The organism is Microbispora sp. NPDC049633 (genome assembly GCF_040675265.1).
GTDB classification, from domain to species: domain Bacteria; phylum Actinomycetota; class Actinomycetes; order Streptosporangiales; family Streptosporangiaceae; genus Microbispora; species Microbispora maris.
Map to the genome: position 1 here is coordinate 1 of NZ_JBFAOO010000262.1, position 8,374 is coordinate 8,374.

The following is an 8,374-nucleotide window of genomic DNA, read 5'->3' on the forward strand; positions in this document are numbered from 1 at the left end:
GGACCCGCCACCACCGCAACCACCCTCCACCTCCTCGACCCATGGCTCACCCCCGTCCCCACCGGAACACCCGGAGAGCTCTACATCACCGGACCATCCCTCGCCCGCGGCTACCTCGGACGAAGCGGACTGACAGCAGAGCGGTTCGTCGCCAACCCGTTCGGTCCGCCGGGGTCGCGCATGTACCGCACCGGAGACCTCGCCCGCCAAACCACCAACGGACACCTCGAATACCTCGGACGCACCGACCACCAAGTCAAACTCCGCGGATACCGCATCGAACTCGGCGAAATCGAAGCCGCACTCCTGCAACACCCCGGCATCACCCAAGCAGCCGCCACCATGCGAGAAGACCGCCCCGGAGACAAACGACTGGTCGCCTACGTCGTCCCCGCCCCCGACACCGAGCACCACGTGGCTCCTGCCCCCCACGAACCGCCGGACGACCCGGCGGATGAGGAGGTGGAGCAGTGGCGGCAGGTGTACGACACGTTGTACGCGTCCGGGGTGGATCACGAACTGGGTGAGGACTTCAGCGGTTGGAACAGCAGTTACGACGGTGACCCGATTCCGCTGGACCAGATGCGGGAATGGCGGGACGCCACCGTCGAGCGCATCCTCTCGCTGCGACCTCGGCGGGTTCTCGAGCTCGGGGTCGGCAGCGGCCTGCTGCTGGGCCACCTGGCCGGCCGCTGTGAGACGTACTGGGGGACCGACTTCTCCGCCCCGGTGATCGCGCGGCTGGAAGAGCAGGTGGCACGGCGGGAAGACCTGCGGGAGCGGGTGCGGCTGCGCTGTCAGGGCGCCGACGACCTCGACGGTCTCCCGGCGGGGTTCTTCGACACGATCGTGCTGAACTCGGTGATCCAGTACTTCCCCGGCGTCGACTACCTCATGAGGGTGCTCCAAGGAGCGCTCGACCTGCTGGCGCCCGGCGGGCGGATCTTCGTGGGCGACGTGCGCAACCTGCGGCTGGCGCGTTGTTTCCAGACCGCGATCCAGCTCCACCGGGTCCGGGACGGCAACGCCGATCAGGCGGCGGTCCGCCGTGCGATCGAGCAGGGCATGGTGCTGGAGAAGGAGCTGATGGTCGATCCGGCGTTGTTCGAGGTGCTCAGTGACGATCTCACCGGGGTCGGCGCGGTGGACGTGCGGGTCAAGCGGGGCCGCCACGACAACGAACTGACCCGGTACCGCTACGACGCGGTCGTGCACAAGGCGCCGGTGAAGGGGATCAGCGCCGCTCAGCTCCCGGCACTGGCCTGGGGCGAGTCGCCGGCCGAGCTTTGGTCGCTGAGGGAGCGTCTGCTCCGGGACCGGCCTCGGAGCGTACGGGTGACCGGGGTGCCGAACGCCCGTATCGCGGGTGAGATGGCGGCCATGCGGACACTCACCGGGCAGGGCACGCTGTCGAAGGCCCTGGAGCGTCTGGGCGGCGAGGGCCGTCCTGCCGCAGTGACGGTGGAGGAGCTGAGGGAGATCGGCGACGAGCTGGGTTACCACGTCGCCGTCACCTGGTCGGCGCGCGGAGACGATCGCGTCGACGTCGTGTTCACCACCGCGAACGACGACGAGGTCTGGCCCGTGGTGGACATGCGAGGCATGACGACGCCGGGCTCGGGGAGCACGCCGTCCGCGTACGTCAACAACCCATCGGCTCCGGCGCGCATCGGCGGGATCGTCCGCGAGGTGCGGCAGCGGTTGGCGCGTGTGCTGCCCGAATACATGGTGCCGTCCGCGCTGGTGGTCCTGGACCGCCTGCCGCTGACCCCCAACGGCAAGCTGAACCGGCAGGCGCTGCCCGCGCCGGAGTTCCGCGCAGAGGGATATCGGGCGCCGCGGACACCGCGGGAGGAGACCTTGTGCGGCCTGTTCTCCGAGGTCCTCGGACTCGACCGCGTCGGCGTCGACGACGACTTCTTCGAGATGGGCGGCCACTCGCTGCTGGCCACCCGCCTGACCAGCCGCATCCGCGCCGTGCTGGACGCTGAGGTGCCCGTGCGTGCGGTCTTCGAAGCGCCGACGGTGGCACGGCTGGCCCTGTACCTGGATCGCGCCGCAGAAACGGCCGGCGTCGACGTCGTTCTGGCGCTTCGTACGACCGGAGGCGGAGCGCCGGTCTTCTTCCTTCCTCCGGCAAGTGGAATCAGCTGGAGTTACGCGAAACTGCTGCCCTACATCCCGGCGGAGCATCCGGTGTTCGCTCTCCAGGATCCCCGCCTCTCGAATCCCGGGGAGTGGTACGACTCCCTGCGCGACATGGCGGACGGATATGTCGCCCACATCCGGTCGAGGCAGCCGACCGGGCCCTACATCCTCGCGGGGTGGTCGTTCGGGGGGATGCTGGCGCATGCCATCGCCGGCCGGCTCCAGGACAAGGGCCACGACGTCGCCCTGGTGGCGGTGATCGACGCCTTCCCCGCCGCCGAAGGGGCCATCGATCGCGAGGCCCTGCCGACCAGGGAGGAGGCCGAGGACGAGATCTCCCGGCTGATCCGGCAGGAGGTCGGCCTCATGGGGTGGGACGACGTGGCGGACGACTCCACCGGACCGTCACTTCAGAAGTCGGCGTCGGAGGCCATGCTGGGCAACACCTCCGCCTACCTCCGACACGTTCCCGGAGTCTTCCACGGTGATCTTCTCGTCTTCGTGGCGGGCATCAAGGAAGAGGATCAGAAGTGGCAGGTTCCGGCCTCCTGGGAGCCCTATGTCACGGGCGAGATCGAGGCGGTCCGCGTCGACAGCGACCACATGCGGATGCTGGATCCTATCCCTGCCCGGGTGATCGGAACGAAGCTGGCTGAGAGGATTCGAGCGTTGAACTCCGACGGCTCCTGACGGCCCGCCCGCGTCGCCCGCCTGGCGGGCGACGCCGCCCGCCCCCGACACGGCCGTACGGTCAGGAGGGATAGCCGTAGCGGCCGTGGAGGCGGACGAAGCGGGCCAGCGTGAGGACCTGGCGGGGTTCGAGGCCGATGACGGTGCGTTCGAACAGCACGACCTCCTCCCGGCCGCCGGTGCCGATCGGCTGCACCAGACGGCCGCCGAGCCGCAACTGCTCGACCAGCGGCGCGGGGACCGTGGGAAAGGCCGCCGAGACGATGACTGCGTCGTAGGGGGCGCGATCGGGCATCCCCTGGCCGCCGTCGCCGACGAGCACCTCCGCGTTGCGGATGCCCTGCCGGGCGAGGTTGCGCCGCGCCGCGCGCACGAGGTCGGGCCACAGGTCGACGCCGACCACCTCGGCGGCGAGACGGGCGAGCAGCGCGGTCTGGTAGCCGAGGCCGCTGCCGACCTCCAGCACGCGCTCCCGGCCGGTGAGCTCGAGTCCCTCGATCATCATCGCCGACAGCGAGGGCTGGGTGGTCACCTGCCCGTGCGCGATCGGGATCGGCACGTCCTCGTACGCGTGGGCGACGTGTTCGGCGGGGACGAAACCGGCCCTCGGGGTCGAGCGCACCGCCTGGAGCAGGCGCTCGTCACGGACGCCCGCCGCCCGGACGGCCCGGACGAGGTCTTCGGGACAGGCGGCTGCGGTCACGTCCACCACGCTCACGATCGACGGCGAGCGGCGCCGTCCCCCACCCGCGGCCCGCTCACCCCGTGTGATGCCCCCTCAGCCGCAGGTGGAATCCGGCGACGCCCGCAGGTGGCGTGCCCGCCGCGGCCGGGGCCGCATGTCACAGGGAGTCCGCGAGGGGCAGCTCGACGACGAAACACGCGCCGCCGCTGCCGGAGTCTTCCACCCACACAACTCCGCGGTGTCCTCTGACGAGCTCCCGGGTGATGGCGAGGCCGAGCCCTGAGCCCGAGTCGTCCTGCGTCGGGGGACCCTTGAGCCGGACCAGTCGCTCGAATATCCGCTCCCTCTCCTCCTCCGGAATGCCCGGGCCGTCATCCGACACCGCCAGTCGCGCGACGCCGCCCTCGCGGCCGACTTCGACCTGGACGTGGTGTCTGGCGTGCCGCTGGGCGTTGTCCAGCAGGTTGGTCAGGATTTCGCACAGCTGGGAGCGGATGACCTCGACCGGCACGCCGGGAACGCATTCCACCTGCACCGGGATGGGGTCGGATCGGTCGGCGACCTCCTGCCTGACCAGCTCGCACAGATCGAGCCGTTCCCATCGCACCTGCGAGGAGCGGCTGCGGGCGATCAGGAGCAGGTTGTTCGCCAGCGCCTCCAGCCGGTCGACTCCGCGGAGCACCTCGTGAAGCACACGGCGACCGGGCTCGCCCGGCTGGGCGAGCGCCTCCTCCACCGTGACGCGTATCCCGGCCAGCGGAGAGCGGATTTCATGCGCGATGGTGGAGGCGAACCGGCGCTCGCGATCCAGCATCTCCAGGCTGACGTTGATGTTGCCGACCAGCTGGTCCACCTGCGTCGGGTCCCGCCGCCGGGCGATCTGGCCGTACTCGTTCCCGACGTTGATCTCGGCGAGATCGCCGGAGATGACGCCCAGACGATGCAGCAGCCGACGGATCACGACCGTGCCGACGACCAGGGCGGCCGGCACGGAGAGCCAGTTCCACAACCGTCTCCATGCGACGGTGCCACTCGTAGGCGCCGCCCCGTAGAACCGTCTGCCCCGCCTCGGCACAACCCCAGGATATTCCGCAGGCGTCTTCAACAGGCGCGACAACCCCGGCGCGACAACCCCGGCACAGCACAACAGCCCCCGCATAGCGCGGCAAGCGCGGCAAGCCCGGCAAGCGGCCGGCGGCGCCGGTGTCAGCTCTCGAAGGTCACCTCCGCCGTGCCGACGGTTCCGGCGCGGCGGCCGGGGGCGCTCTGGTACTGCCAGTAGAGGTTGGTGTGCGCGATCACCTGCTCAGGAGCCGGCGCGCCGTACGCCGTGAGGTCCTCGGTGGTGTGCGCGTCGCCGACCAGCGTCACGTCGTAGCCCCGGACGAAGGCGCCGTGGAGGGTCGAGCGGACGCACGCGTCGGTCTGGGCGCCCGTGACGACGAGCCGGCCCACCCCGCGCTCGGCGAGCAGCGCCTCCAGCTCGGTGTCCTCGAACGAGTCGCCGTACCTCTTGTGGACGAGCGGCTCCGCGTCGCGACGGACCAGCTCCGGCACGTACTGCCAGTTCTCGCTGTCCCGCTTGAGATCGTGGTCGTCGGAGTGCTGCACCCAGATCACCGGCACGTCCTCCGCGCGCGCTTTGCCGACCAGGGTGTCGATGTTCGCGATCACCGTGTCGCGGTTGGGGGCGCCTGCCACCACGCCGTTCTGCACGTCGATGACCAGCAGCGCGGCGTTCGGGCGATCAGCCAGCGTCGTCATGGGGTCCCCGTTCTCGTCACGGATCCTGTTGGCCCAACCATAGATCGCGGCACCGACAATCACAGGCCTTCCCCATGCACCCCAAATTGGAGTGCTAAATACCGATTTGCTAGCGTCGAGGCGTGCGGTTGACGAAGTTCACGGACCTGGCCCTGCGCGTGACCATGCGCCTGGCGGTCCTGGAGCCCGGGGCGTCGCTCACCACCCGTCAGGTGGCCGAGGCGATGGCGATCCCCTACAACCACACCGCCAAGGCCATCGCCCGCCTGCAGCACCTCGGCGTCGTGGAGGCCCGCCGGGGCCGTGGGGGCGGCCTGGAGCTGACCGGCTTCGGCCGTACGGCGTCGATCGGCTGGCTGGTCCGCGCATTGGAGGGAGAGGAGGAGGTCGTCACCTGCGAGGGGGAGACCCCTTGCCCACTGCGGGCCGCCTGCAGCCTGCGCGCCGCACTGCGCTCGGCGCAGCAGGCCTTCTACGCCTCCCTCGACCCGATCACTGTGGACCAACTGGTCTCCTCGCCGTCGAGGCCGGTGCTGCTCACTCTCACCTGACCCGCGCGAACAGGAAGACGCCGGCAGGCCCATGGCGTCTAATTTGCGTCTCATATACCAATTTGGAGGAAGCCATGCTCTCCCCGGAGTCGGCCGCGACCGTCCGCGCCACCCTGCCTGTGATCGCGGCCGCGATCCAGGACATCACCGCGCGTTTCTACGACACGATGTTCGCCGACAACCCCGAGCTGCTGCGGGACCTGTTCAACCGGGGAAACCAGGCCAACGGCGAGCAGCGCGTCGCGCTGGCCGGCTCGATCGCCGCGTTCGCGACCGCGCTGGTGCAGCGCTCCGGCGAGCTGCCCGGCACCATGCTGTCGAGGATCGCCAACAAGCACGCCTCCCTCGGCGTCACCGAGGAGCAGTACGCCGTGGTGCACAAGTATCTGTTCGGCGCCATCGGCGAGGTGCTGGGCGACGCCGTCACGCCCGAGGTCGCCCAGGCGTGGGACGAGGTCTACTGGCTCATGGCCGAGACGCTGATCGGCCTGGAGCGCGATCTCTACCGCGAGTCGGGGGGCTGGACCCGGGCCACGGTGGTCGAGCGGCGCGACGAGACGCCGGACGTGGTCTCCTTCCTCCTGCGCCCGGACACCCCGGCGTCCTTCCGGCCGGGCCAGTACGTCAGCGTCCAGGTGACGCTGCCCGACGGGGCACGGCAGATCCGGCAGTACAGCCTGTCGAACGCCCCGGAGCGCGGCGACCGGCGGATCACGGTGAAGCGGGTGCGCGGCGAGGGCGCCCCCGAGGGCGAGGTCTCCGCCTGGCTGCACGAGCATGTCCGGCCCGGTGACGTGCTCGCGGTCTCCGCGCCCTTCGGCGACCTGACCCTGCCCGAGGGGGACGGGCCGCTGCTGCTCGCCTCGGCCGGGATCGGGGTCACCCCCGTGCTGTCGATGCTCGACCATCTCGCCGCCACCGGGTCGGACCGGCGGGTCGTGGTCGTGCACGCCGACCGCTCCCCGGACGCCCACGTCCACCGCGAGGAGCTCGCGGACCTGGTCGCGGCGCTGCCCGGCGCCACCCTGCACCGGTGGTACGAGGACCTGCCGGCCGGGCACGCGGGCGAGCCGGCGGTCGCGGCGGGACTGGCCGACCTGTCGGCGATCGACCTGCCCGAGGGCGTCGTGGCCTGTCTGTGCGGGCCGCTGCCGTTCATGCGGGCCGTACGCGCGCAGTTGGTCGAGCGCGGTGTGCCCGCCTCCGGCATCCACTACGAGGTGTTCGGCCCCGACCTGTGGATCGCGGCCGCCTGATCCGGTGACCGGCCCGCCGCTCGCGCGCGGCGGGCCGGACCGCCGGGGATTCCGTCAGCGCAGCAGGCCGACGCCGGCGTAGCCGTCGACCCCGGGGATCCTGGGCAGCTTCGGCTCGTCGGGCTCGGGCCGCCACTCCTCGGTCACGACGAGACCCGGCTCCACCAGGTCGAACCCGTCGAAGAAGCGCAGCAGTTCCGCGTGGGTCCGCGGGGTGACCGCCCCGGCGGAGGTGCCCTTGTACAGCTCGCGTCCCTCGCGGATCTTCTCCTCGTCGAGGTCGCCGTACGACAGGTGACTGATGGCCATCGCACTTCCGGGGGCGAGCCGGTCGCGCAGCGTCCCGACGATGCGCTCGGCGTCATCGGTGCCGGGGATGAAGTGCAGCACGGCCACCATGAGCAGGCCCACCGGCTTGCCGAAATCGATGTGCTCGGTGACGCGGGGGTCGCCGAGGATGGCCTCGGGCTCGCGCAGGTCGCCGTCCACGACGATCGTCTGGGCGTTGTCGGCCAGCAGGGCCCGGCCGTGGGCGAGCACGATCGGGTCGTTGTCGACGTAGACGACGCGCGAGTCGGGGGCTTCGCCGAGCGCGACCTGGTGGACGTTCTCCTGCGTCGGGAGCCCGGCGCCGATGTCGAGGAACTGGCGGATGCCCTCACGGGCCATGAGGGTCACCGCACGGCGGATGAAGCGCCTGTTGGTCTGCACGCCTTCGCGCGCGTTCGGAGTCAGCTCGATGAGCTTCTCGGCCGCCACCCGGTCGACGGCGAAGTTGTCCTTGCCGCCGAGGAGATAGTCGTAGATCCGGGCGACGCTGGGAACCGTCACATCGATCCCCGGCGGGCCCTGCTCCTTGTTCATTTGTCCTGCCCTGGTGCGCTCGTACGTTGATCACAACGTAGCTGATTAATCAGGATTCGGCGCATCAAAAGGGGAATTGACCGGCACGCGCCGGGGCACGGCCGGTCAACCCGGGCAGGTGCCTGTCAGTCCCCCACAGAGCGCTCTCTCTTGGGGGTGCCGGCGACCAGGATGTCGACCGGGCCGGTGGTCGCGGGGCGGGCGGTGACGGGGGCGGTGACGACCGGGTCGGCGATGAAGTCCCGCATCCAGTGGAAGCTGGCCTTCGGCGTGCGCACCTGGGTGTCGTAGTCCACGTGCACGATGCCGAACCTGGCGGAATAGCCCCGCGCCCACTCGAAGTTGTCCATCAGCGACCAGCAGAAGTACCCCCGCACGTCCGCGCCCGCCTCCATCGCGTCACGGGTCGCGGTCAG

At 70.5% G+C, this 8,374-nt stretch carries 8 protein-coding genes; 3 read left to right on the forward strand and 5 right to left on the reverse strand.

Features of this window, described 5'->3' with window-relative positions:
* Window positions 1–2,838: thioesterase domain-containing protein (locus AB0J39_RS35970; protein ID WP_363473044.1), on the forward strand; the 2,838-nt coding region annotated here is incomplete at its 5' end.
* Between the two features lie 61 nt (window positions 2,839–2,899).
* Here the strand turns inward: AB0J39_RS35970 and AB0J39_RS35975 are convergent.
* From AB0J39_RS35975 to AB0J39_RS35985, 3 genes are all read right to left on the reverse strand, one after another.
* Window positions 2,900–3,547 carry a protein-L-isoaspartate(D-aspartate) O-methyltransferase gene (locus AB0J39_RS35975; protein WP_363473045.1) on the reverse strand — a complete coding sequence of 216 codons (648 nt, stop codon included), beginning with the start codon at window positions 3,545–3,547 and terminating at the stop codon, window positions 2,900–2,902.
* A gap of 133 nt (window positions 3,548–3,680) precedes the next feature.
* Window positions 3,681–4,532 (reverse strand): HAMP domain-containing sensor histidine kinase, encoded by an 852-nt coding sequence (locus AB0J39_RS35980; RefSeq protein ID WP_363473047.1) that lies wholly within the window; start codon window positions 4,530–4,532, stop codon window positions 3,681–3,683.
* Window positions 4,533–4,729: 197 nt separating this feature from the next.
* Window positions 4,730–5,287 (reverse strand): cysteine hydrolase family protein, encoded by a 558-nt coding sequence (locus AB0J39_RS35985; RefSeq protein ID WP_363473049.1) that lies wholly within the window; start codon window positions 5,285–5,287, stop codon window positions 4,730–4,732.
* 122 nt (window positions 5,288–5,409) lie between these two features.
* On the opposite strand from AB0J39_RS35985, the gene AB0J39_RS35990 reads away from it, so the two are divergent.
* Window positions 5,410–5,838: an Rrf2 family transcriptional regulator gene (locus tag AB0J39_RS35990; protein ID WP_363473051.1), complete on the forward strand. Its 429-nt coding sequence runs from the start codon at window positions 5,410–5,412 to the stop codon at window positions 5,836–5,838.
* 74 nt (window positions 5,839–5,912) lie between these two features.
* Window positions 5,913–7,094, forward strand: coding sequence for a globin domain-containing protein (locus tag AB0J39_RS35995; protein WP_363473053.1), 1,182 nt, complete (start codon window positions 5,913–5,915; stop codon window positions 7,092–7,094).
* A gap of 54 nt (window positions 7,095–7,148) precedes the next feature.
* On the opposite strand, the gene AB0J39_RS36000 is transcribed toward AB0J39_RS35995, so the two are convergent.
* Both AB0J39_RS36000 and AB0J39_RS36005 read right to left on the reverse strand, forming a co-directional pair.
* Entirely contained in the window at window positions 7,149–7,958 is an 810-nt protein-coding gene (locus AB0J39_RS36000) for an SAM-dependent methyltransferase (protein WP_363473055.1), read from the reverse strand.
* 125 nt (window positions 7,959–8,083) lie between these two features.
* Window positions 8,084–8,374: family 1 glycosylhydrolase (locus AB0J39_RS36005; RefSeq protein WP_363473057.1), on the reverse strand; the 291-nt coding region annotated here is incomplete at its 5' end.

What these genes read in the sequence shown, in the direction of transcription:
- AB0J39_RS35985 (WP_363473049.1), bottom strand. Translation starts at nt 5,287, where the DNA reads ATGACGACGCTGGCTGATCGCCCGAACGCCGCGCTGCTGGTCATCGAC.
- AB0J39_RS35995 (WP_363473053.1), top strand. Translation starts at nt 5,913, where the DNA reads ATGCTCTCCCCGGAGTCGGCCGCGACCGTCCGCGCCACCCTGCCTGTG.
- AB0J39_RS36000 (WP_363473055.1), bottom strand. Translation starts at nt 7,958, where the DNA reads ATGAACAAGGAGCAGGGCCCGCCGGGGATCGATGTGACGGTTCCCAGC.